Here is a 20,507-nt window from a genome sequence, read left to right as displayed (position 1 = left end):
TCAGTCCGTAAGCAACTAGTATTCGGGTGTGCCCCGTCCATTGGGAGACCTCGAAGACGCCGTGATGACCCGGGTGTGGCGCTGGAACCGCCCGGTGACGGTGCGCGAGGTGCTGGAGGATCTCCGCCGGCAGCGTTCGATCGCGTACACGACGGTCATGACCGTAATGGACAACCTTCATCAGAAGGGCTGGCTCCGGCGGGAAGCCGAAGGGCGCGCCTATCGCTATGAGGCGGTTTCCACTCGGGCCGCTTACTCGGCGGCTCTCATGCACGAGGCGTGGGCCGCGAGCGACAACCCCGCGGCGGCCCTTGTCGCCTTCTTCGGCATGATGTCCGCGGAACAGCGAGAAGCGCTCCGTGACGCAATGCGTGTGGTGCAATCCGCTGATCCGGGTGACCCCGGGGACACGGACGGATCGGACGGGCGATAGCGTCCGCACATGCGCGCCGCATCAAATGACGTCACCATCCGCCGGGCCCGGACGGCCGACGTGCCGGCTGTCCGGCGACTGCTCGACGCCTATGTCCGCGACCGCATCCTGCTCGACAAGCCGACCGTGACGCTTTACGAGGACATCCAGGAGTTCTGGGTGGCCGAACACGACCAGGACGCCGAAGTGGTGGCCTGCGGCGCCTTGCACGTGATGTGGGAGGACCTCGCCGAGGTGCGTACCCTCGCGGTCGATCCGGCGCAGCACGGCAAGGGGGTCGGGCATCTGGTGCTGGAGAAGCTGCTGCAGACCGCGCGGTGGCTGGGAGTGCGGCGCATTTTCTGCCTCACCTTCGAAGTGGACTTCTTCGCCAAGCACGGCTTCGTGGAGATCGGTGAGACGCCGGTCGACGGTGACGTCTTCGGTGAGCTGCTGCGGTCAAAGGACGAGGGAGTGGCCGAGTTCCTCGACCTCGAACGAGTGAAACCCAACACCTTGGGCAACAGCCGGATGCTGTTGCATCTGTGAGGCTGCCCAGGGCGTCCGTCCGGCACAACAGTATGTCCGAATCGTTCCGCGGAAGACCGCGGGGATGCCTACCGGGCCGGGAGCAGTTCGGGCAAGGGGTTTGAGTTTTCCGGGAAAAGGCGGTTTGCTTTTACCGGTTATCCGTATTCGATGAAAGGGAAGCCGGTGGCACAGAAGGTTCAGGTCCTTCTTGTTGACGACCTCGACGGCGGCGAGGCGGATGAGACCGTGACGTTCGCACTCGACGGAGTGACGTACGAGATCGACCTCACCACCGACAACGCCGACAAGCTGCGTGGTCTCCTCGGTCCGTACGTGGACAAGGGCCGCCGCACCGGTGGCCGGGCCGGCCGTGGCCGCGCCGTGAAGGGCGCCGCCCGCGGCGGCGCCACGAGCCAGGACACCGCGAAGATCCGCGCGTGGGCCAAGGAAGAGGGTTACGAGGTCAACGACCGTGGCCGCGTGCCCGCGCAGATCCGCGAGGCGTACGAGAAGGCGCACGGCTGATCGGTCCGGGCGAGACGCAGCCGGACCCGGTGGCAGGCGGTCGCGAGCGCGGAGACCAGGGCCGCGAGGCCCACGGTCCCCCCGGAGCGTCCGTCCGCCGCGGGGGCGGGCTGCGTGCCGAACGCCATCCCGGGCAGGGAGAGCGGCGCGCCGGCGTGGCGCCCGCCGTCCGCAACGGGCGGCCGGAGCCAGGCGGGCGCGCCGTCGTCGTAGGCGGCCTCCCGCCCGCGCAGCGGGACGAGGTCGAGCGGGATGCCGCTCCACTCCAGCCAGTCCAGCAGGCCGGGCAGCTCCTCGGCGCTGCCCGGGGCGACGAAGAACCGCATCCGGTGCCCCGCCAGGGCGACCGGACCCGTTTGGGGTGCCGGGAAGCGGCCGAGCACCTCGTGCCCCGCCGCCGCCGGTACGTCGAGCGCGTCCGCGTGTTCCAGGGTCGCCGGGACCCGTGAGGCCTGCATGTCCTGCGCAACGTCCTCCGGGGGCCCCGGGTTACGAGCCGGGTCACCGGGAGTGTCCGGCGGGCCGGATTCGTCACCCTACGTGAATCCACGCGACGCAAGTCTGTTCGCCTATAGCAGACAGCGGGCGTGCTCCCGGCATGGACTGTCCGTGCGGGCGGGTAAGAAATACCTAGTGGGAACGGACGACGGCCATGTCGGACAGGCGGGGCGTTCGCCCTCGGCGTACTGGATAAAGGGCTATCCGCCTGGCCTGCGGGAACATCGTCTCGCACCATCGGGTTGTGGCTGTTGTCGACGGCGCGGGGGTTAACGACCTCGCAAGGTGTCGACGGTTGAAGTGAGCTGCCCCGCTGTGCGGGACTAGCATGCGGAAGGACAGGGAGGGGACACGCCCCTAACTGCCCGACCGCTCTGAGGAGCGATTAACGATGTTCGAGAGGTTCACCGACCGCGCGCGGCGGGTTGTCGTCCTGGCTCAGGAAGAAGCCCGGATGCTCAACCACAACTACATCGGCACCGAGCACATCCTCCTGGGCCTTATCCACGAGGGTGAGGGTGTCGCCGCTAAGGCCCTGGAGAGCCTCGGGATTTCGCTCGAGGCGGTCCGCCAGCAGGTCGAGGAGATCATCGGCCAGGGCCAGCAGGCCCCGTCCGGTCACATCCCCTTCACCCCCCGGGCCAAGAAGGTCCTGGAGCTGTCGCTCCGCGAGGCCCTCCAGCTCGGCCACAACTACATCGGCACCGAGCACATCCTGCTCGGCCTGATCCGCGAGGGCGAGGGCGTCGCCGCCCAGGTCCTCGTGAAGCTGGGCGCCGATCTCAACCGGGTGCGGCAGCAGGTCATCCAGCTGCTCTCCGGTTACCAGGGCAAGGAGGCCGCCACCGCCGGCGGCCCGGCCGAGGGCACCCCCTCGACCTCGCTCGTCCTGGACCAGTTCGGCCGCAACCTCACGCAGGCCGCTCGTGAGACCAAGCTCGACCCGGTGATCGGGCGCGAGAAGGAGATCGAGCGCGTGATGCAGGTGCTGTCGCGCCGCACCAAGAACAACCCCGTCCTCATCGGCGAGCCCGGCGTCGGCAAGACCGCCGTCGTCGAGGGTCTGGCCCAGGCCATCGTCAAGGGCGAGGTCCCGGAGACGCTGAAGGACAAGCAGCTCTACACCCTGGACCTCGGCGCCCTGGTGGCCGGCTCCCGCTACCGCGGTGACTTCGAGGAGCGCCTGAAGAAGGTGCTCAAGGAGATCCGCACCCGCGGCGACATCATCCTGTTCATCGACGAGCTCCACACCCTGGTGGGTGCGGGCGCCGCCGAGGGCGCGATCGACGCCGCCTCGATCCTCAAGCCGATGCTCGCCCGCGGTGAGCTGCAGACCATCGGCGCCACGACGCTCGACGAGTACCGCAAGCACCTGGAGAAGGACGCGGCCCTGGAGCGCCGCTTCCAGCCCATCCAGGTCGCGGAGCCGTCGCTGCCGCACACCATCGAGATCCTCAAGGGCCTGCGGGACCGCTACGAGGCCCACCACCGCGTGTCCATCACGGACGCCGCCCTGGTGGCCGCGGCGACCCTCGCCGACCGCTACATCTCGGACCGCTTCCTGCCGGACAAGGCGATCGACCTGATCGACGAGGCCGGTTCCCGGATGCGTATCCGCCGGATGACCGCTCCGCCGGACCTGCGCGAGTTCGACGAGAAGATCGCCGACGTGCGCCGGGAGAAGGAGTCCGCGATCGACTCGCAGGACTTCGAGAAGGCCGCTTCCCTCCGCGACAAGGAGAAGCAGCTGCTCTCCGCGAAGACCAAGCGGGAGAAGGAGTGGAAGGCCGGCGACATGGACGTCGTCGCCGAGGTCGACGAGGAGCTGATCGCCGAGGTCCTGGCCACGGCCACGGGCATCCCGGTCTTCAAGCTCACCGAGGAGGAGTCCTCGCGTCTGCTGCGCATGGAGGACGAGCTGCACAAGCGCGTCATCGGCCAGAAGGACGCGATCAAGGCCCTCTCGCAGGCCATCCGCCGCACGCGGGCCGGTCTGAAGGACCCCAAGCGCCCCGGTGGCTCGTTCATCTTCGCCGGCCCGTCCGGCGTCGGTAAGACCGAGCTCTCCAAGACGCTCGCCGAGTTCCTGTTCGGCGACGAGGACGCGCTGATCCAGCTCGACATGTCCGAGTTCAGCGAGAAGCACACCGTCTCGCGGCTGTTCGGCTCCCCGCCCGGATACGTCGGCTACGAGGAGGGCGGCCAGCTCACCGAGAAGGTGCGCCGCAAGCCGTTCTCGGTCGTCCTCTTCGACGAGGTCGAGAAGGCCCACCCGGACATCTTCAACAGCCTGCTGCAGATCCTGGAGGACGGTCGCCTGACCGACTCCCAGGGCCGGGTCGTGGACTTCAAGAACACGGTCATCATCATGACCACCAACCTCGGCACCCGGGACATCTCCAAGGGCTTCAACCTCGGCTTCGCGGCCGCGGGTGACGTCAAGACCGGGTACGAGCGGATGAAGGCCAAGGTCGGCGAGGAGCTCAAGCAGCACTTCCGCCCCGAGTTCCTGAACCGTGTGGACGACATCGTGGTCTTCCACCAGCTCAGCGAGGAAGACATCATCCAGATCGTCGACCTCATGATCGCCCGGGTGGACGAGCGCCTCAGGGACAAGGACATGGGCATCGAGCTCAGCCCCGAGGCCAAGAAGCTGCTCGCCAAGAAGGGCTACGACCCGGTGCTGGGCGCCCGGCCGCTGCGCCGGACGATCCAGCGCGAGATCGAGGACGTGCTCTCCGAGAAGATCCTCTTCGGCGAGCTGCGTACCGGTCACATCGTGGTCGTGGGCACCGAGGGCGAGGGCGAGGAAACCAAGTTCACCTTCCGGGGTGAGGAGAAGGTCGCCGTCGCCGACGCGCCTCCGGTCGAGGCGGCCGGCGGGCCGAACCTCAGCAAGGAAGCGTAACCGCAAGTAATCGCACGCGACCGACCCCGTCCGCACATTAGTGCGGCGGGGTCGGTCGCGTTTTGTGTTCCTGATGAACCCACCCTTGTTACGCCGGTTGCATTTGTGGAAAGGTGAGCGATGTTCAGCACGGACCCTTCCTTCTCCGTGCCCCGGCCGGTGTCGTGCCGTCATTCCGGCAGGCATTCGAAAAGATCAGCCGAGAGTGAGGAGAGGCCGCCTTGCCCCCTCACCGGCGCCCCGGCCTCACCTCCCCCCATGTAGGTGCTTCCCGCGCCGGCGCGTTGGTGCGTACTTTTTCCGGCGGGGCGAACGCGGAAGGAAACTCTCGTTGAAGGAATCCCCGCACCCGAATTCCGCGCACCCCGGCCGGTTGTTCCGCGTACCGGACGAGGCGCTGTCCGGAGAGATCGGAAAGTCCCTGGGAAAGGAAGGCGCGCACCAGCCGTTCGAGGAGTTGCTGGCCCGCCATTGGCGGCCGGTCTCCGAGTACGCGGAGTTGTGCACGGTCTCCGGGCACGCCGCCGGGATACTCGCGGCGGCCGCGTTCACCCGGGTCTTCGTCGACACCCTGCGACTGACCGGGCCCACGGCCGCCTGGCGCCCCGAACTGCTGATCACCGTCCACAAGATCGCCGAGGAGTGGGCCGTCGACCGCCGGCGCGCCTGGCTCCACCGGCGGCTGCGCCCCCGCCCCGACCAGAGCGACACCCGCCTGGCGGTACCGGAGAACCGCCGGCTGGCGAACCGGGCCTTCATGCGGCTTCCCGAGCCCGCGCGCTGCCTGCTCTGGCACGCCGAGGTGGACGCCGAGCCGCTGGACGTGCCGGCCGGGCTGCTGGGCATCGACCCGGGGCGGGCCGCGGCCCAGCTGGAGCTGGCTCGTACCCGCTTCCGCGAGGCCTGCGTCCAGGCGCACCGCGACCTCGCGCCGTACGAGGCCTGCCTGCCGTTCAGCCGGCTGCTGGACATCTCCATCCACCGCGGTGGCGCCGGGCTCGTACCCGACCTGCAGCGCCACATCGCGCGGTGCGACCACTGCCGGTACGCGGCCGAGCAGCTCGACCACTCCGGGGACCGGCTCGGCGTGCTGATCGCCGAGGCCGTGCTGGTCTGGGAGGCGCGGGGCTACTACGACTCCCGCCCCACCCGCCGGGCGGCGCGTGACAATGATGCCGGGAGCGGCTCCGGCGGTCCCCCCGGACGGCGCCGCGGCGGCCGCAGGCGCCGGGCCACGGCCGGCGGCCGCCGGCGGCTCGCCGCGACCTTGCTGGGCATCGGCGGCTGCGCCGTCGTGACCGCCCTGGCCATCGGTCTCACCGGCGGCGACGGCGGGACCGACGACCGTGCCTCCGGTACGGCGCCCACCACGGCCACGGCGTCCCCCACCGCCTCGGCCTCGGTCACCGCCTCGGACAGCGCGCCCGGCTCGGGCACGGTCACCGCCGAGCCCGTCCCCGGCGACGGACTCCGCGGCCGGCTCCGGAACAACGACAACGACCTGTGCATCGACCTGTCCGGCCGCCGGACCGTCCTCGGCACCGAGGCGGCCACCGCGCGCTGCGACTCCGGTGCCACGCAGTTCTGGTCGTACGAGCCGGACGGCCTCATGCGGAGCGTCGCCCAGCCCGCGTACTGCCTCAACTCCCACCACGGCCCCGCCCTGGAACTGGGTCTGTGCACGGCGTCCTTCGTCACCGGTGCGGAGGACGTGCGCTACGACCTCACCCTGACCGGGGACCTCATCCCCCGCTGGAACCAGCAGCTCGCGGTCGCCCCCGCGGGCCGCGGGCCGGGTGCGGAGGTCGTCCTCAGGCCCCGCGACGGCCGGCCCGTCCAGCGCTGGACCTTCGACACCTCCATCGCTCCGCCCCGCTTCCAGTCGGTGGCGTACACCACGGACGCGCAGCTGCTCGCCGGCTCGACCCGGGTGGCCGCGCTCCCCTCGGTGCCGCCGAGTCAGACGCCGTCGGCCGAGGTCTCGCCGACCTCCGGTGAGGACCCCTGCGACGGGTACTGCGGCGGTGGCGGCCGCGGCGGCTGGCGTCACGGCGGCTGGGACGGCTGGGGGGACCGGGACGGCGCGCGCCCCTGAGGCGGTCCCGGGACGGCCGGTGACGCCCCGACGCGGTGACGGGACGACGGTCACGCCCAGGGGGTCGCGACCCGCTCGCGCGGGCGGGCGAGCGGGTCGCGACCGCCATGCGCAGGACGTTCTCCCACCGGCCGTCGACGGCGAGCGCGGCGAGCCACCCGAAGTCGCCCTCCTCGGACAGCGGCACGGGTGCCCGGACAGTCCCTGGGAGACAGGGCCTGTCGCACCGGCTCGGCGGCCAGTGGCGCGCATGCGCACAGGCCGGTCCACGAGGCCCGCGCCGGGGCCCTCGGCCGCGAGGAGTCTCGTGACCAGAGGACCCGCGACGGGCGATGTCGGCCGTACGCCCACGGCCGGAGGATTTACCTCCCCGCCCCCTGCCATGCGGCTCGCGCTCTTTTCCTATTCGCGCGCCCCGCGTACTCCCGGATTTCCTGTTCCGTGTGACGCGGGCCACGGGACCTAGGTCCCGACGTGAAATTCCCTTTGGTCCCGGGGCCGGTGACGTGACCCACGTGACCTGCGCCACGTACGAATCGCCTTAGGAGAAAGAGGCCCTGCGGCAAATGCACGTCGAGGGGTGCGTGAGGTGCAATCCACGAAAGACGGTAGTAGACGGAGGGGTTTGTCGGGAGACGGAATGCCGGGTTACCAAGGGGTCGCGGCGAACACGTCGCAATGTTCTTGTCCGGCTATTTCCGCGAGGTAATTCCGTATGCGTATGCCCAAGATCTCGAACTCCGTCTTCCGTGGCCGTCGCACCGTCGTCACCGCCGGCGTGTGCGCCTCGCTGGCACTCGGTGCGGCAGGGACGGCCATGGCGGAGACGCGGGGCGAGAGTCTGCTGGGCCTCGGTGCGGCCGGGAAGCTGGCGGACGCCACCCGGGCGCAGGCCGACGTGCAGCAGCGCGCCGCCCAGGCCGTGAAGGCCGACCGTCAGGCGCGTGCCGAGCTGCACTGGAAGCACAAGAACCACCTGGCGCAGGCCGCGAAGAGCGCCCCGCAGCAGCAGAGCCGCAGCAACAGCGGCTGGTCGGTGCCGGTCGAGAAGTACGCGCTGTCCGCCGGCTACCTGCAGAGCGGCGCCCGCTGGGCCCACAAGCACTCCGGCCAGGACTTCGCCGTGCCGATCGGCGCCGGCGTCCGCGCCGTGAGCGCCGGCACCGTGGTCGAGGCGGGCTGGGGCGGCGCCTACGGCAACAACATCGTGATCCGCCACGCCAACGGCATGTACTCGCAGTACGGCCACCTGTCGAAGACGCAGGTGCGCGTCGGCCAGCACGTCGGCCAGGGCCAGCAGATCGCGCTGTCCGGCAACACCGGCAACAGCACCGGTCCCCACCTGCACTTCGAGATCCGCAAGACCCCGTACTACGGCTCCTCCGTGAACCCGCTGCCGTACCTGCGGGCTCACGGCGTCTCGGTCTGACCCCGGTAGGTCTGGGCGATCAGCTCCTGGGCGACCTCGAGGACGGCGGCCCGCTTGTCCTCGGGGTCGCCCTCGAGGTTCTGCATGGCGAACACCCCCGCGTGCATCGCGAAGACCGCGGTGATCGAGCGCACCTGGTCGGTCAGTGGCGCGTCCGGGTCCCTGAGCAGGGAGTGGACGGCGAGCAGCTTGGTCTTGAAGGTCTCGCCGATGCTGAGGTCACGGACGGTGGCCTGGTTCTCCTGGACGAAGCGGAAGAGCGGGCCGGCGCTCCACAGCGCGTCCGCGTAGCGGCGCAGCACCTCGCGCTTGGTCTCCAGGGTGCGCGGCTGCTCCGCGGCCCAGGAGATCAACTCGTCGACCGGTGAGGCCAGGTCCTCGACGATGCTGTTGAGGATGTCCTCCTTGGTCCTGAAGTGGTAGTACAACGCCGCTTTGGTCACGTCCAGGTGCTCGGCGATCTCGCGCAGGGACGTCTTCTCGTATCCCTGCTCGGCGAAGAGTTGCAGCGCGACGTCCTGGATGCGGCGTCGCGTATCACCTCTGCGTGCGTGGGGCGTTGCCATGGGCGAACTTTAACTTACTTGACGCCCGGCTAGTAAGCCGCATACTGTCAGGGTGCCCCAGGCAACTAGCCGGGCGGCAGGTAAGCAACCGAAGACAAGCATGAAACAAGTAGGGGAGCTTGTGATGGCGGAGACCGCCGAGACCCCACAGCGCAGCGTGCGCGTGGTGTTGTTCGGGCTCATGATCGCGATGCTGCTCGCGATGCTCGACAACATGATCATCGGCACCGCGATGCCCACCATCGTGGGCGAGCTGGGCGGCCTGGAGCACCTTTCCTGGGTGGTCACCTCGTACACGCTCGCCACCGCCGCGTCGACCCCGGTCTGGGGCAAGCTCGGCGACATGTACGGCCGCAAGGGCATCTTCATGTCGTCGATCGTGATCTTCCTGATCGGATCGGCGCTGTCCGGCATGGCGCAGGACATGGGCCAGCTGATCGCCTTCCGCGCCGTGCAGGGCCTGGGCGCCGGCGGTCTGATCGTCGGTGTGATGGCGATCATCGGTGACCTGATCCCGCCGCGGGAGCGCGGCAAGTACCAGGGCATGATGGCCGGCGTCATGGCGGTCGCCATGATCGGCGGTCCGCTCGTCGGCGGCAGCATCACCGACAACTGGGGCTGGCGGTGGAGCTTCTACATCAACCTGCCGCTCGGCGTGGTCGCCCTCTTCATGATCTCGGCGGTGCTGCACCTGCCGAAGAAGCACATCAAGACCAGCATCGACTACCTCGGCACGGTGCTGCTCACGGTCAGCATCACCTCGCTCGTCCTGCTCACCACCTGGGGCGGCAACCAGTACGCGTGGGGCTCGCCCCAGATCCTGGGCCTGCTGGTGCTCGGGCTGGCCGCGCTGGCCGCCTTCCTCTATGTGGAGACCCGCGTCGCGGAGCCGGTCATCCCGCTGCACATCTTCCACAGCCGCAACTTCTCGCTGATCTCGGTGATCGGCTTCCTGGTCGGCTTCGTGATGTTCGGTGCGATGACCTTCCTGCCGCTGTACCAGCAGACCGTCCAGGGCGCCTCCGCGACCAACTCCGGGCTGCTGCTGCTCCCGCTGCTGCTGGCGATGATGGTCGTCTCGCTGATCGCCGGCCGGATCACCACCCAGACCGGCAAGTACAAGATCTTCCCGATCGTCGGCGGCGGTCTGATGACCGTCGGCCTCTACCTGCTGTCGACCATGGACACCGGCACCACCCGCTTCGTCTCCGGTGTGTGGATGGCCGTGCTCGGCGCGGGCATGGGCTTCCTGATGCAGATCACGATGCTGATAGCGCAGAACAGCGTCGAGATGAAGGACATGGGCGTGGGCTCCTCGTCCTCCACCCTGTTCCGGACGATCGGCGGCTCCTTCGGTGTCGCCCTCTTCGGCGCGATCTTCACCCACCAGGTGCAGAACACCATGACCGACCGCCTGGGCGACGCCGCCTCGGGCGCGGCGTCAGGCTCCGCGCAGTTGGACCCGGCGGGCCTGGCCAAGCTGCCGCCGGCCGTCAAGGACGCCTACCTCCACGCCGTCGCGGGCGGCACGCACCACGTCTTCCTGTGGGGCGCCGCGGTCAGCGTCATCGGCTTCCTGCTCGCCTTCTTCGTCAAGGAGATCCCGCTGCGTTCGGCGCCCACCGCGCCCACCACCGAGGAGGCGGTCGCCGCCGTCGAGGTGGTCTGAGCCACCCGGCCCACCCCGCCACCCGCTGCCGATGCTCGCACGGGGGTCGTTGTCCGACCCGCGTGCGGGCATCGTCGTATGGGGGGAGAACCGGCGGCCGTCGAGGACGCGGCACAGGACTGCCCCTCCCGGCCAGGGCAATGTCAATCGCGGGGCAGCAGCAGCCGGGCGACCGCGCCGCCGCCCTCCTCCTGGGGCACGTTGCGGAAGGTGAGACGGGCGCCGAGGACACGGGTCTGGCCGGTGGCGATCGTCAGCCCCAGGCCGTGGCCGCTGCCGGCCCGGTCGCTGCTGCCCGTGCGGAAGCGGCTCGGGCCGTCGCGGAGCAGGTCGCCGGGGAAGCCCGGGCCGTGGTCACGGACCTCCACGTACGGGCCGTCGACGGTGACCTCGACGGGCGGCCGGCCGTGCCGCGCGGCGTTCGCCAGCAGGTTGCCCAGGACGCGCTCCAGCCGGCGCGGGTCGGTGCGGACGACGGCGTCTCCGCGGACGGTCACGGTCGCCTCGGGGGCCGCGGCCGCGACACGGCGCCGTACGAAGTCGCCGAGCGCCACGCCCTGGAGGTCGGCCTGCTCGGCGGCGCCGTCCAGCCGGGCCACCTCCAGGACGTCCTCGACCAGGGTGCGCAGCGCCTGCGACCGGTCCCTGACCAGCTCGGCGGGGCGTCCAGGCGGCAGCAGTTCGGCCGCGGTGACCAGCCCCGTCACCGGTGTGCGCAGCTCATGGGCGATGTCCGCGGTGACCCGGCGTTCCGCCTCCAACCGGCCGGCCAGCGCGTCCGCCATGGCGTCCACGGCGCGCGCCAGTTCGTCCGTCTCGTCCCGGACCCGGCCGCCGATCGCGTCGCGCACCCGTACGTCGGTCTCCCCGTCGGCCACCCGGCCCGCCGCCTCGGCCGCCTTGCGCAGCCGCCGGGACAGCTGCCCGCCGATGAGCACGCCCAGCGCCGTGCCGCCCACGACGACCGCCGAGGAGCCGATGACCAGCGCCTGGTCCAGGTCCTCCAGGACCGAGAAGCGGTCGGTGAAGGCCGTCCTCAGCGACAGGATCTTGCCGTCCGCCAGCGGGGTCTCCGCCCACACCACGGGAGCGCCGCCGGTGCCGGAGACATACGTGGCCCGCTTGCCCTCCCGGGCCAGCCGCTTCAGCGGCGCGGGCAGGTCCGGGTCGTCCAGCCGGGCGTCGATGGTGAGCCGGCCGGTGGACTCGTAGATCCGCTGGGCGAACTGCACCCGCTCGTTCTGCACGTCACGAGAGTTGTCGATCATGCTGGCCCGGGCGGCGTTGTGCACGACCAGACTCAGCACCAGCGCGACCAGCGCGGAGACCACGGCGATCGCTACGCAGACCTTCCAACGCAGCCCGATCTTCGCCAGCGGACGCCCCCTTCTCGTCGCCGGCCCCCCTGGACGCGCGGTCACCGCGTCAGCCCCTGAGCTTGTAGCCGAAGCCGCGCACCGTCTCGATGCGCTCCTGCCCGACCTTCGTCCGCAGCCGCTGCACATGGACGTCCACCACCCGGGTGTCACCGCCCCAGTCGTAGTCCCAGACCCGCTCCAGCAGCCGGTCCCGGGACAGCACCGTCCCCGGTGCCGCCGAGAACTCCAGCAGCAGCCGCATCTCCGTCGGCGTCAGCGCGATCCGCTCACCGGCGCGCCGCACCTCCATCCCCTCCGGGTCCACCTCCAGGTCCCCGAAGGTCAGCACCCCGGTCCCGGCCGGGGGCTCGTCCGCCGCGGCCACCCGGAAGCGCCGCAGCACCGCCCGCATGCGGGCGGTCAGCACGGCCCCGTCGAAGGGCTTGGTGACGTAGTCGTCGGCGCCCGCCTCCAGGCCCAGGACGACGTCGATCGCGTCGGCCCGCGCCGAGAGCATGATCACCGGAACCGTCGACTCGTCCCGGATACGCCGGCACAGGCTCACCCCGTCCAGGCCCGGCACCATCACGTCCAGCAGCGCCAGGTCCGGCTGCCGCGCCCGGAACGCCGCCAGCCCGGCCAGGCCGTCCGACACGGCCGTCACCACGAATCCGTCGCGCTCCAGCGCCAGGGTCGTCGCCTCGCGGATGACGTCGTCGTCCTCGACGAACAGGACGTGGGTGTCAGTCATGCGGACCGCTCCCCGTCTCGTCGTCCGCCGTGTAGTCGCGGTGGGAGAACGCGACCTCCTCGAACCGGGAGCCGTTCCACTGGTAGGTGGTGACGTCCTCGCCCGAGGGGTTGGAGACCGCGTCCTGCGGCTCGTACACCTGGTGGGTCACCTTCAGGGTGCCGTCGCCGATCTCGGCGAAGACGGGGGGCTGCTCGTCGGCGAAGACGTTGACGTACGCGCCGCCCACCCGGCGGTAGACATAGCTGCCGATGCCCACGTTGTCCGCGCAGGTCGAGACGTTGACCACCAGGTCCGTGCCGTCATCGCCGGTCAGCCGCCCGGAGCGGCGGTCCACCGGGTACGTCTCCTGTGCGGCTTTCGGGCGGTCTCCGGTGGCCGCGGACGGCGCGGCGCAGGCCACCAGGCTGTCCCGGATGTCCTGGGCCACCTTGGGGTCGTGCTTCACCAGGCGCATCACGTCGCCGGCGCCCATGGTGTCCTTCGCCCGCGGGCCCGCGGACCGCCCGGAGTCCAGGGTGCGGGCGTCGGGGGCCGGTGGTGACACCGAGGGGGACGGCAGGGCGGGGGAGGCGACCGAGGCGGTGCCCTCCTCGCGCACTCCGCCGGCGTCGCGGCAGCTGGTCACGGCGACGAGTGCCCCGCACACCGCGACGGCGGCGGCAGCGGCACCCACCGGGACTACGCTGCGGCGCACACGTCCTCCGTCCTGCCCGTGTCGGGCTCCACGGGCCTTCCGTACCCGTTGCTCTGCCGCTCCAGCTCGGCGCGCAGCCGCGCCAGCGCCCGGTGCAGCGTGCTCTTCACGGTACCCACCGACATGCCCAGCGCGTGCGCCGTCTCCTCCGTGCTGAGCTGCCGGTAGTGGCGCAGCAGCACCACCTGGCGCTGCTTGGGGGCCAGCATGCCGAGCGCCTCCAGCAACATCGCCCGGTCGGCCCGCTGCTCGGCGCCGTCGTCGACGGAACCCTCCGGCAGCTCGGAGGTCGGCACCTCCTCCAGCCGGCGGGCGCGCCACCACTCGGTACGCGTGTTGATCATCACCCGGCGCATGTAGGCGTCGGCCAGGTTCTTGTCGGCGATGTCGCCCCAGCGCGGATAGGTGCGGGCCAGCGCCGTCTGCACCAGGTCCTGGGCGTCGATCGGGTCCGGGACGAGCCGGCGCGCGCTGCGCAGCAGGGCGTCCTGCCGGTTCCGCACGTACTCCTCGAAGTCCATCACCTGGGCTGTCCCCTGGGCATTCGCCGCCATGGCGTCCCTCCGTCCGGCGCGCTTGATTACGACCCGGCCGACGCTACGGAGCGGATGTACGGCTTTCGCGACCACCGCCGCACGGCGAACCCACAGCCACCCATCGGTTGTGTAACGACGGGGCCGTCCGGGCGGTGCGGCACTCAGCCGGGCAGCCGGTACAGACCGTCCTCGAGGGGCTCCACCAGGCCGTCGGCGACCAGGCCGTCCAGGGCCCGGGCGCGCTGGACGGGCTCGTGCCACACGGCGTCCAGCGCGGCCTGCGGCACCGGCCCCGTGGCCTCCCGCAGGACGGCCAGCAGTCTGCCCCGGACCTGGCGGTCGGTGCCGGCGTACCTCTGGCCGCGGCGGGGCGGGCCGTCGTGCGCGGGGGAGCCGGCCAGCCGCCAGGCACACTGCGCGGCGATCGGGCAGCGCACGCACTCCGGGCCGCGGGCGGTGCAGATCAGGGCGCCCAGTTCCATCGTGGCCGCGGCCCAGCGGGCGGCGGTGGCCTCGTCGGCGGGGAGCATCCGGTGGGCGATCCGGCGCTCGGCGGCGGTCGTGGCGTTCGGCGGGTACTCCACACCGGCCACGGCGCGCGCGAAGACCCGGCGCACATTGGTGTCCAGCACGGCGTGCCGCTGCCCGTACGCGAAGGAGGCCACCGCGGCGGCCGTGTACTCGCCCACCCCCGGAAGGGCCAGCAACTCGGCGTGCTCCGTGGGAACTTCGCCGCCGTGCAGCTGGGCGATCGCGGTCGCGGCGGCGTGCAGCCGCAGCGCCCGGCGCGGATAACCGAGCCGGCCCCAGGCGCGCACCGCCTCGCCGGGGGGTTCCGCCGCGAGGGCGCCCGGGCTGGGCCAGCGTTCCAGCCACTGCCCGTACACCGGCAGCACCCGGCTGACCGGGGTCTGCTGCAGCATGAACTCGCTGACCATGACGCCCCACGCGCCCGCCTCGGGCCGGCGCCACGGCAGGTCGCGGGCGTTGTCGTCGAACCAGTCGATCACGGGGTCGTGCAGCTGCTGGTGGTCGAGGTCGTCGTTCATAGCGTCTCCGATCCTATGTCCCCGGGGCCGTCGCGGCGGGCAGCGCGAACGGGTGAGGGACTCCCCGGGACGGAGAGGAGATCTGCTGATCAATCACACAAGTCGCCGGCGTGCCGCGCGTGCCTTGGTCCGATTCAAGGGAAACCGCATAAGGTTTGCGCGTGGGCTCTGTGCGCAATCCCGTGGGACCTCTCCCGTCCTCCATCTACTGGCGGCGACGGGCGGTTGTGCTGCTCCTGCTCGCGCTGCTCACCGTCCTGGCCGTATGGGCCGTCAACTCCCGTGAAGGCGGCGGGAACAGCGCCAACGGGCCGGACGGCCGTTCACCCGCGCCCTCCATCACCCCCGGTCCCTCCGCGAGCGGTCCGCTCAACAGCTCGCGCCCCGGCGGCTCGGTCGGCGGTGGCGGTGGCGACGACGGCGGCGGCGGTGACGCCACGGACGGCGGCGCGGGCGACTCCGGTGCCACGGACGGCAGTTCGCAGGGCGCCGACTCCGGTGCCACCGACGGCGGCGCGGACGCCGCTGCCGCGGGCACGGGCGGTTCGGGTGGCAGCGGCAGCGGCGGGGCGCAGTTGCCCGCGGGGTCCTCGCTGCCGGACTGCGGGCCGGGCGTCTCACTGAGCGTGCGGAGCACCGACAACGCCTACGAGCCCGGTGAGCGGCCCCGGTTCACGCTGACCGCGACCAACCCCTCCGCCACCGCCTGCAAGCTGGACTTCGGCCCGGACTCGGCCGTCTTCTCCATCACCGACGTCAACGACCGCCACGTGTGGGCCAGCGACGACTGCCCCAAGAGCCGGGCCCCGTACCTGCTGCAGGTCCCGGCGGGCGGCTCGACCTCGTACGACGTCGAGTGGGACCGCCGGACGAGCTCCCCGAAGTGCGCCACGCCCAAGGGCCGGACGGCCCCGTACGGCACCTATCTGCTCGAGGTGAAGCTCCCGGGCCGTTCCGCGAAGCAGACGTCCTTCGTCCTGAAGAACGTCTAGTGGGTCAGACGTAGCGCTCCAGGATCGAGGACTCCGCGAGGCGCGACAGCCCCTCGCGGACGGAGCGGGCCCGGGCCTCGCCGACACCGTCCACCGTCTGCAGGTCGTCCACGCTCGCGGCGAGCAGCTTCTGCAGCCCGCCGAAGTGCTCGACCAGCCGCTCCACGATCGTGTTCGGCAGCCGGGGCACCTTCGCCAGCAGCCGGTACCCGCGCGGCGAGACCGCGGAATCCAGCGCCTCCGGCGAGCCGGCGTAGCCCAGCGCCCTTGCCACGGTGGGGAGTTCGAGCAGCTCGCCCTGGGGCAGCGAGTCCAGTTCGGTGAGCGCCTCGGCGACCGTGCGGCTGCGCTTGGCGGTCGGCTCCGGCACGTAGTCGCGCACGACCAGCTCGCGCTCGGGTTCGACGCCCGCGATCAGCTCGTCCAGCTGCAGGGAGAGCAGCCGGCCGTCGGTGCCCAGCTCGACCACGTACTCCGCGATCTCGGTGGCGATGCGGCGCACCATCTCCAGGCGTTGTGCGACCGCCGTGACGTCCCGGACGGTGACCAGGTCCTCGATCTCCAGGGCGGAGAGCGTGCCCGCCACCTCGTCCAGGCGCAGCTTGTAACGCTCCAGGGTGGCCAGCGCCTGGTTGGCGCGGGAGAGGATGGCCGCCGAGTCCTCCAGGACGCGGCGCTGCCCGCCCACGTAGAGGGCGATCAGCCGCATCGACTGGCTGACGGACACGACCGGGAAGCCGGTCTGGATGGAGACCCGCTGCGCGGTGCGGTGGCGGGTGCCGGTCTCCTCGGTGGGGATCGACGCGTCCGGCACCAACTGGACGCCGGCCCGCACGATCTTGGTGATGTCCCGGTCGAGGATGAGGGCGCCGTCGAGCTTGCACAGCTCGCGCAACCTGGTGGCGCTGAACTCGACGTCCAGCACGAAACCACCGGTGCACAGCGATTCGACGGTCTTGTCCATACCCAGGACGATCAGGCCGCCGGTGTTGCCGCGCAGAACCCGCTCGAGACCGTCCCGAAGGCCGGTCCCGGGGGCCACGGCGCTCAGGGAGGCGCGCATCAGGCCGTCACCGGCGGAGCCCTCGCGACTCCCCGCCTTGCCGGGAGCTGCCGCCCGGTCGTTGGCTGCCACTGCTCTCCTCCGGTCGTACGGATGCCCGGATGGGCGAGACCAGGGCAAAGTTTACCGTCGGAAGGGTCAGGGACGTGGGGCCCTCTTGGGCAGGACGCGCAAGGCGTCCCCTATGTCCGTCACCTCCGTCACCTTCATCCCCGCCGGGATCTTCCCCGGGTCCGGCGGCACGAGGGCGTGGGTGAAGCCCAGCCGGGCCGCCTCGGCGAGCCTGCGCTGCACCCCGGTGACCCTCCTGACCTCGCCCGCCAGGCCCACCTCGCCCACCGCGACCAGGTTCTTCGGCAGCGGCGTGTCGATCGCCGCGCTGGCCAGGGCGAGCGCCACGGCCAGGTCGGCGGCCGGCTCACCGAGCTTCACGCCGCCTACGGTCGCGGTGTAGATGTCCTGCTTGCCGATCGACCGGATCCGGCCCCGCTGCTCCAGCACCGCCAGCATCATCGACACCCGTGAGTTCTCCAGGCCGGAGGTCGTACGGCGCGGGGAGGGGATCTGGGTGTCGACGGTCAGCGCCTGCACCTCGGCGACCAGCGGGCGCTTGCCCTCCAGCGTGACGGTCAGGCACGTGCCGGGGACCGGCTCGTCGCGGCGGGTCAGGAAGAGCCCGGACGGGTCGGCCAGGCCCGTGATGCCCTCGTCGTGCAGCTCGAAGCAGCCGACCTCGTCGGTGGCGCCGTAGCGGTTCTTGATGCCCCGGATCAGGCGGAGGCGGGCGTGCCGGTCGCCCTCGAAGGACAGCACCACGTCCACCAGGTGCTCCAGCAGCCTGGGGCCCGCGATCGCGCCGTCCTTGGTGACGTGGCCGACGAGCAGCGTCGACATGCCGCGCTCCTTCGAGGCGCGGATCAGGGCGCCCGCGACCTCGCGCACCTGGGCCATGCCGCCGGGGGCGCCGTCGATCTCCGGGGAGGCGACCGTCTGCACCGAGTCCAGGATCAGCAGGGACGGCTTCACGTCGTCGAGGTGGCCGAGGACGGCGGACAGATCCGTCTCGGCGGCCAGGAAGAGGTGGTCGGAGAGCGCCCCGATGCGGTCGGCGCGCAGCCTGACCTGCGAGGCGGACTCCTCGCCCGTCACATACAGGGTCCGCGTATGCGGCCCCGAGGCCTTCGCCGCCACGTCCAGCAGGAGCGTCGACTTGCCCACGCCTGGCTCGCCGGCGAGCAGCACCACGGCCCCGGGCACCAGCCCGCCGCCCAGGACCCGGTCCAGCTCCGGCACACCCGTGCCGCGCGCGGTGGCCTGCCTCCCGTCCACCTGGCCGATCGGCATCGCGGGCGTGGTCACCCGGCCCGGCGCGGTCGTCCGCACCGCCGCCGCGCCGCCGTACTCCTCGACCGTCCCCCACGCCTGGCACTCGCCGCAGCGGCCGAGCCACTTGGCCGTCGTCCAGCCGCACTCCGTGCAGCGGTACGACGGACGGTCCTTGGAAGCGGGGCGGGTACGGGCAGCCATGTGCCGCACGCTATCGGGTGGCACCGACAACGCGGCACCGCGCGGGGCGCGGGCGCCCGCCGCCCGCTCCGGAAAGCGCTCGCGCACGTGGCCGGAGGGGTCACTCGACGGGGTGAGCGGCGTGTGCTCTTTCGGGCGGGATCACCACCCATTTGGATTAAAGCTCGCCGTGATGCCTGGGGGCGTACGGGTCGTGGCCCTACCGTCACGGAGTGATGAGCAGCAGGTCTGACACACCCTCCCAGACAACCGGCGCGCACCGCCGACACCGCGCGCCGGTCCAGCGTGGCCGCGCCGCGCCGGGTGGCACCGCCTCCCCGGCGCGGCGGCGGCCACGCCCGCAGGGGACCCTGCCCGCGCAGCCGCCCGCCCACTATGAGCCGTACCTGGACGGGCTGTTCACCTACTGCCTCTCCGTGCTGTGCGAGCACGACTCCGCCGCCGCCGCCCTCGGCGACGTGCTGGCCGTGGCCGAACGCCAGCGCGCCCGGCTGCGCGACGCGGAGCTGCGCAGGCCCTGGCTGTACGCGCTGGCCCGCTGGGCCTGCCTGCGGACACTGGCCGAGGGGCGGCCGGTATCGGTGAAGGCGTCGGCCGACGTGGCCGCCCGCAGACGCGGCGAGCTGGCGGCGCTCGCCTGGCCCGAGGCGGCCGGCACCACGCCCGAGCAGCGCGAGGCACTGGAGCTCGCCGTCCGGCACCAGCTGGCGCCGGACGAGGTGGCCCTGGTCGTCGGGCGCGAGCCGGACGCGACGCGGGCGCTGCTGGCGCAGGCGGCCTGCGAGGTGGAGCGCACCCGGGCGGCGCTCGCCGTGGTCGAGCTCGGCAACTGCGCGGCGGTCGCCCGCCTCGCCGGGGACGCGCGGGTACTGCTGGGCTCGGCGCTCCGCCGCGAGCTGGTGACCCACGTCGACACGTGCCCGCACTGCCGGGTCACGGCGGAGCGCGCCGTGGCGACGGGCCCCTGGCCGGGCCTGGCCACCACCGCCGCCACCGCCGTGCTGTCGACGGTCGAGGCACCCCGCTCGGCCGCGTACGCCGCCCTGCTGCACGCCATGCGGGGCGGCGTCGGACGCACCCGCCAGGCCACCCCGCGCTTCGACCGGCACGGCTTCCCGATGGACCTGAAGGAGCGGATGGCGCGGCGAGCCCGGATGCGGCACCGCGCGGTGACCTCCACGGTGGTCGCGGCCGTCGTGGCGGCGCCGGTGCTCGCGCTGTGGGCGGCCTACCACGGGGCGCCGCTGGCCCCCGAGCACAAGGGGGAAGGTTCCCTCAGCGCCGGCGAGGGCCTCGACGGCGTGCAGTACGAGAAGGCCGGTGTCGCGGGCACCGCCGACGCGCGCGAGCGGTCCACACGCGGCGGCCAGGGCCGCCTGTCGGTCTCCGTCGTGTCCGCCGCCCCCTCGGCGTCCGCCGCCGCCTCGGCCGGTGCCCGCGGTCCCGCCTCGCCGTCGGGCGACACCGCGGACGGCGACGACCGCTCGGTGCCTCGCACGGGCCGGCTGCTCGTGGAGGCCCGCTCGCGCGGCCACATGACCGTCGTCACCCTCACCGCCGAGGGGTCAGCGCCGGTCCGCTGGAGGGCGGCCACCTCCGATCCGTGGCTGCGGCTGAGCCGGAGCCACGGCAGGCTGCGCCCCGGGGAGAGCATGACACTGACGGTCCTTGTGGACCGCTCGCGGGAGCCCGTGGGGCCGTGGACGGCACGTATCTGGTTCGACCCGTCGGGCGCGGTCGTCACGATCGAGGGGCGGGGGAGGCAGTCGCCGTCCCCTGAGCCCTCTCCGACCCCGTCCGCACCCGACCCGTCACCGAGCGACCCGCCGAGTCAGAGCCCCCCGGCCTCCCCGTCCCCCGCGGAGGGCGAGGACTAGACACGCCCTAGAGGCCCTAGAGGC

At 71.8% G+C, this 20,507-nt stretch carries 18 protein-coding genes; 9 read left to right on the top strand and 9 right to left on the bottom strand.

The genetic code is table 11. The features are described 5' to 3' along the window. Positions 1-28 precede the first annotated feature (28 nt). The 3 genes from ACRWNP_RS16805 (at position 29) to ACRWNP_RS16795 (ending at position 1,468) form a co-directional block, all read left to right on the top strand. Positions 29-433, top strand: coding sequence for a BlaI/MecI/CopY family transcriptional regulator (locus ACRWNP_RS16805; RefSeq protein ID WP_431962048.1), 405 nt, complete (start codon positions 29-31; stop codon positions 431-433). A gap of 9 nt (positions 434-442) precedes the next feature. Beyond that, positions 443-961 carry an amino-acid N-acetyltransferase gene (locus ACRWNP_RS16800; protein WP_431962047.1) on the top strand — a complete coding sequence of 173 codons (519 nt, stop codon included), beginning with the start codon at positions 443-445 and terminating at the stop codon, positions 959-961. Between the two features lie 165 nt (positions 962-1,126). Beyond that, positions 1,127-1,468: a histone-like nucleoid-structuring protein Lsr2 gene (locus ACRWNP_RS16795; RefSeq protein ID WP_431962046.1), complete on the top strand. Its 342-nt coding sequence runs from the start codon at positions 1,127-1,129 to the stop codon at positions 1,466-1,468. Here ACRWNP_RS16795 and ACRWNP_RS16790 read toward each other — a convergent pair. Beyond that, a complete protein-coding gene (locus ACRWNP_RS16790) occupies positions 1,399-1,926 on the bottom strand; it encodes an SCO3374 family protein (protein ID WP_431962045.1) in 528 nt (175 codons plus the stop codon). The genes ACRWNP_RS16795 and ACRWNP_RS16790 overlap by 70 nt on opposite strands. 431 nt (positions 1,927-2,357) lie before the next feature. Between ACRWNP_RS16790 and ACRWNP_RS16785 the strand changes: the two genes are divergently transcribed. The 3 genes from ACRWNP_RS16785 to ACRWNP_RS16775 all read left to right on the top strand — a co-directional run bounded on the left by ACRWNP_RS16785 (position 2,358) and on the right by ACRWNP_RS16775 (position 8,398). Then, on the top strand, positions 2,358-4,874 hold the full coding sequence (locus tag ACRWNP_RS16785; protein WP_431962044.1) for an ATP-dependent Clp protease ATP-binding subunit: 2,517 nt from the start codon (positions 2,358-2,360) through the stop codon (positions 4,872-4,874). Positions 4,875-5,205: 331 nt separating this feature from the next. Continuing rightward, a complete protein-coding gene (locus ACRWNP_RS16780) occupies positions 5,206-6,969 on the top strand; it encodes a ricin-type beta-trefoil lectin domain protein (RefSeq protein WP_431962043.1) in 1,764 nt (587 codons plus the stop codon). A gap of 715 nt (positions 6,970-7,684) precedes the next feature. Beyond that, positions 7,685-8,398: a M23 family metallopeptidase gene (locus ACRWNP_RS16775; RefSeq protein ID WP_431962042.1), complete on the top strand. Its 714-nt coding sequence runs from the start codon at positions 7,685-7,687 to the stop codon at positions 8,396-8,398. Here ACRWNP_RS16775 and ACRWNP_RS16770 read toward each other — a convergent pair. After that, positions 8,380-8,964, bottom strand: a complete 585-nt coding sequence (locus ACRWNP_RS16770; RefSeq protein ID WP_431962041.1) for a TetR/AcrR family transcriptional regulator — start codon at positions 8,962-8,964, stop codon at positions 8,380-8,382. The genes ACRWNP_RS16775 and ACRWNP_RS16770 overlap by 19 nt on opposite strands. Positions 8,965-9,088: 124 nt before the next feature. Between ACRWNP_RS16770 and ACRWNP_RS16765 the strand changes: the two genes are divergently transcribed. Beyond that, the gene (locus tag ACRWNP_RS16765; protein ID WP_431962040.1) at positions 9,089-10,633 is read left to right on the top strand and encodes an MDR family MFS transporter; all 1,545 of its coding nucleotides are present in this window, start codon (positions 9,089-9,091) and stop codon (positions 10,631-10,633) included. A gap of 143 nt (positions 10,634-10,776) precedes the next feature. Here ACRWNP_RS16765 and ACRWNP_RS16760 read toward each other — a convergent pair whose 3' ends face one another. The 5 genes from ACRWNP_RS16760 to ACRWNP_RS16740 form a co-directional block, all read right to left on the bottom strand. Continuing rightward, on the bottom strand, positions 10,777-12,138 hold the full coding sequence (locus ACRWNP_RS16760) for a sensor histidine kinase (protein ID WP_431962039.1): 1,362 nt from the start codon (positions 12,136-12,138) through the stop codon (positions 10,777-10,779). After that, complete coding sequence (gene cseB / locus ACRWNP_RS16755) at positions 12,059-12,742, bottom strand: two-component system response regulator CseB (RefSeq protein WP_431962038.1); 684 nt, start codon at positions 12,740-12,742, stop codon at positions 12,059-12,061. The genes ACRWNP_RS16760 and cseB overlap by 80 nt, the downstream gene beginning before the upstream one ends. Further along, positions 12,735-13,439: a hypothetical protein gene (locus ACRWNP_RS16750; protein ID WP_431962037.1), complete on the bottom strand. Its 705-nt coding sequence runs from the start codon at positions 13,437-13,439 to the stop codon at positions 12,735-12,737. Before ACRWNP_RS16750 ends, cseB begins: the two co-directional genes overlap by 8 nt. Further along, positions 13,424-13,993 (bottom strand): SigE family RNA polymerase sigma factor, encoded by a 570-nt coding sequence (locus ACRWNP_RS16745; protein WP_431962036.1) that lies wholly within the window; start codon positions 13,991-13,993, stop codon positions 13,424-13,426. Before ACRWNP_RS16745 ends, ACRWNP_RS16750 begins: the two co-directional genes overlap by 16 nt. A gap of 143 nt (positions 13,994-14,136) precedes the next feature. Beyond that, on the bottom strand, positions 14,137-15,024 hold the full coding sequence (locus ACRWNP_RS16740) for an A/G-specific adenine glycosylase (RefSeq protein WP_431962035.1): 888 nt from the start codon (positions 15,022-15,024) through the stop codon (positions 14,137-14,139). 161 nt (positions 15,025-15,185) lie between these two features. Here ACRWNP_RS16740 and ACRWNP_RS16735 point away from each other — a divergent pair, with 161 nt between their 5' ends. Then, positions 15,186-16,016: a hypothetical protein gene (locus ACRWNP_RS16735; RefSeq protein ID WP_431962034.1), complete on the top strand. Its 831-nt coding sequence runs from the start codon at positions 15,186-15,188 to the stop codon at positions 16,014-16,016. Positions 16,017-16,020: 4 nt separating this feature from the next. Here the strand turns inward: ACRWNP_RS16735 and disA are convergent, their stop codons facing one another. Both disA and radA read right to left on the bottom strand, forming a co-directional pair. Then, positions 16,021-17,151: a DNA integrity scanning diadenylate cyclase DisA gene (gene disA / locus ACRWNP_RS16730; protein ID WP_431962033.1), complete on the bottom strand. Its 1,131-nt coding sequence runs from the start codon at positions 17,149-17,151 to the stop codon at positions 16,021-16,023. Positions 17,152-17,217: 66 nt separating this feature from the next. Beyond that, a complete protein-coding gene (radA, locus tag ACRWNP_RS16725) occupies positions 17,218-18,606 on the bottom strand; it encodes a DNA repair protein RadA (protein WP_431962032.1) in 1,389 nt (462 codons plus the stop codon). Between the two features lie 215 nt (positions 18,607-18,821). On the opposite strand from radA, the gene ACRWNP_RS16720 reads away from it, so the two are divergent. Next, complete coding sequence (locus ACRWNP_RS16720; RefSeq protein ID WP_431962031.1) at positions 18,822-20,483, top strand: BACON domain-containing protein; 1,662 nt, start codon at positions 18,822-18,824, stop codon at positions 20,481-20,483. Positions 20,484-20,507: the final 24 nt, after the last annotated feature.

The sequence above is a fragment of the Actinacidiphila sp. bgisy160 genome (genome assembly GCF_965342435.1).
Classification (GTDB): Bacteria; Actinomycetota; Actinomycetes; order Streptomycetales; family Streptomycetaceae; genus Actinacidiphila.
The sequence above is the reverse complement of the archived record's forward strand: the minus strand, read 5'-3'. Positions and strand labels throughout refer to the sequence as shown.

Excerpts from the sequence above, each read along its gene's own strand:
- ACRWNP_RS16765 (WP_431962040.1), top strand. The coding sequence starts at position 9,089 with ATGGCGGAGACCGCCGAGACCCCACAGCGCAGCGTGCGCGTGGTGTTG.
- ACRWNP_RS16775 (WP_431962042.1), top strand. The coding sequence starts at position 7,685 with ATGCGTATGCCCAAGATCTCGAACTCCGTCTTCCGTGGCCGTCGCACC.
- ACRWNP_RS16740 (WP_431962035.1), bottom strand. The coding sequence starts at position 15,024 with ATGAACGACGACCTCGACCACCAGCAGCTGCACGACCCCGTGATCGAC.
- ACRWNP_RS16790 (WP_431962045.1), bottom strand. The coding sequence starts at position 1,926 with ATGCAGGCCTCACGGGTCCCGGCGACCCTGGAACACGCGGACGCGCTC.
- ACRWNP_RS16720 (WP_431962031.1), top strand. The coding sequence starts at position 18,822 with ATGAGCAGCAGGTCTGACACACCCTCCCAGACAACCGGCGCGCACCGC.
- ACRWNP_RS16745 (WP_431962036.1), bottom strand. The coding sequence starts at position 13,993 with ATGGCGGCGAATGCCCAGGGGACAGCCCAGGTGATGGACTTCGAGGAG.
- radA (WP_431962032.1), bottom strand. The coding sequence starts at position 18,606 with ATGGCTGCCCGTACCCGCCCCGCTTCCAAGGACCGTCCGTCGTACCGC.
- cseB (WP_431962038.1), bottom strand. The coding sequence starts at position 12,742 with ATGACTGACACCCACGTCCTGTTCGTCGAGGACGACGACGTCATCCGC.
- ACRWNP_RS16770 (WP_431962041.1), bottom strand. The coding sequence starts at position 8,964 with ATGGCAACGCCCCACGCACGCAGAGGTGATACGCGACGCCGCATCCAG.
- ACRWNP_RS16760 (WP_431962039.1), bottom strand. The coding sequence starts at position 12,138 with ATGTGCAGCGGCTGCGGACGAAGGTCGGGCAGGAGCGCATCGAGACGG.
- ACRWNP_RS16800 (WP_431962047.1), top strand. The coding sequence starts at position 443 with ATGCGCGCCGCATCAAATGACGTCACCATCCGCCGGGCCCGGACGGCC.
- ACRWNP_RS16785 (WP_431962044.1), top strand. The coding sequence starts at position 2,358 with ATGTTCGAGAGGTTCACCGACCGCGCGCGGCGGGTTGTCGTCCTGGCT.